This is a genomic window from Streptomyces sp. NPDC059248 (assembly GCF_042753905.1).
Lineage (GTDB): Bacteria > Actinomycetota > Actinomycetes > Streptomycetales > Streptomycetaceae > Streptomyces.
In genome coordinates, this window is the sequence record NZ_JBHYZV010000176.1 from 1 (window position 1) to 1,952 (window position 1,952).

At 38.5% G+C, this 1,952-nt stretch carries 3 protein-coding genes; 1 reads left to right on the top strand and 2 read right to left on the bottom strand.

The genetic code is table 11. From position 1 onward, the window contains the following. On the top strand, window positions 1-251 hold a 251-nt coding region (locus ACFXG1_RS33115), incomplete at its 5' end, for a hypothetical protein (RefSeq protein WP_384745883.1). A 314-nt stretch (window positions 252-565) separates the two neighbouring features. On the opposite strand, the gene ACFXG1_RS33120 is transcribed toward ACFXG1_RS33115, so the two are convergent. Both ACFXG1_RS33120 and ACFXG1_RS33125 read right to left on the bottom strand, forming a co-directional pair. Next, window positions 566-1,474 (bottom strand): hypothetical protein, encoded by a 909-nt coding sequence (locus ACFXG1_RS33120; RefSeq protein WP_375839305.1) that lies wholly within the window; start codon window positions 1,472-1,474, stop codon window positions 566-568. Window positions 1,475-1,564: 90 nt separating this feature from the next. Then, window positions 1,565-1,738, bottom strand: coding sequence for a hypothetical protein (locus tag ACFXG1_RS33125; protein ID WP_375839303.1), 174 nt, complete (start codon window positions 1,736-1,738; stop codon window positions 1,565-1,567). Window positions 1,739-1,952: the final 214 nt, after the last annotated feature.

The window sequence follows — 1,952 nt, forward strand, 5'->3', positions numbered from 1 at the left end:
CACCCCTTACAATCCCCAAAGGCAACCGACAAGGGAAAATTCGTCCCTTATCGGCACCTCCGGAAATTGTACAGCAAGGGGTCACTCCCAATAAAAAGACTACGACATATAAAACAGGTTTAGCTTCAGAGAAAAAGAGCATAAGGAAACTCGGTGCCACCCTAAAAAAAAGGGTGTCAAACAGGCTGTGCCTGTTGAGTTTCTATGCTCTTAGAACAGGTGCCGTTTTTGAAGCCAAAGATATAGCATAGATACCCCATAGATATAGCAGGGATATACCAAAATATCTCTAGAGATACGGGTATCTATGCTATATCTCTCTACAAGATTCCTCCACACGCTTGACGGAAATGCTTCAGCATTTTAGCACTCACTCGACAGAGTGTATAAGTGCGCCATTCGGAATTTCAAAGCTTCAAATTTCACAGAGAGTGCCCATTTATACACACCCCCTAAATCGTGGTGTGACAATGGGTTCTCGCCGGCTCGAAATCGGTTTGTCATTCTGACAAATAACCCTTCGGGAAATAAAAAAAACGGCTCCATAAAGAGGAACCGTTTTGCTTCAAAAATCACGTTTTGTGTTATACTGGAGAAACGAAATTGTGTTTTCAAAATTGTCATTTTCGACATGATAACTTTTCTCGTAGTGTGGTTTTGCCGAACCCACTACTTTTTTTATGTCTCCGAACTTCATTTCTTCCCGTTCCGGCTTAACAATCCCTTTTGATTTTCGATACATATTCATTCCGGAAGGATACATGTGCAGCCGTCCGCCTTTTAAAAATTTCTTTTCCCGACCTTCTACGATCTTTGTTTGCACCTCACAGCCCTCTGAAGCCACTTTTAAGGCTGTTTCCCTGTCTTGGACATCTTCTAGGTCTATATCAGTCAAATAAGCGCTCAAATAGGCTCCTATGTTGTCTATATCCTTTAATGACTTGATTGTTACAAATCCTAAACCCCATAGACTCCTTAATTCAGCATTTTTAATATAAATCTTATCCAAATCATTAAAGCGCATTAAAACATGACAATGCCAGGCTCCACGTCCTTGTGGCTCTACCACCGATAAATAATCTATCGAACTTTCTTTCTTGTATTTATAACGCAACCTGTCGATAAAATTTTGAAAATCACTATAAAGTTTTTTCGTGTCCGTCATATTTTTCTTGTATGTCAAAGTTATATGTAATTCATTTGGCCGTCCTATAAAATTGTTATTTATCAAATAACGCAGCTTCTTAAAGGTTTGTCTCAAAGAATTATAATTTTCCTGCCGATTTTCCGAATGCTCGAACTCCCGGATCTCCCCAGTAGAGAGGTCTACAAACCTATCCTTGTCCAATTTTTTGATATTATTTTTCCGGTTCATCTTCTCCATATGCTGAACTTCAATGACGTGATTCATAGTGGTCACTTTTACAACATCATTTGGAGCTATGAAAACCGCGTCACCATTGCGTTTATCCATCCATTTCCCCTCAATTTTTCCTGTAATGTTTAATTAAAATCAAGTTAATAATAAAGAACCCCAAATCCGAAGTCAGTTTTTCAACAAAAATTAGCGTCCTTTTCCCAAATAGTCCCTATACAATTCCTTAATAGCAAACTCAATTACAGCATCTTTTGAAACTCTTCCAAATTCATTGTGTTTTGTAAAATGTTCGGCTAATAACTCTAGCTTTTTAAATGTTTCAACAGTAATTCGAGGTCCAATTTGTTTTTTCTCTTCCATCCAAACACACTCCTAACAAGTTGTTAACATAATTCTAACATTGGAAATAATAGAATTCAAGAACAGAAAAAAGAAGCACACTCGGAATGATATTTCGTTTCCTTTTGATTCCGAGCCTCCACCCCTTACAATCCCCAAAGGCAACCGACAAGGGAAAATTCGTCCCTTATCGGCACCTCCGGAAATTGTACAGCAAGGGGTCACTCCCAATAAA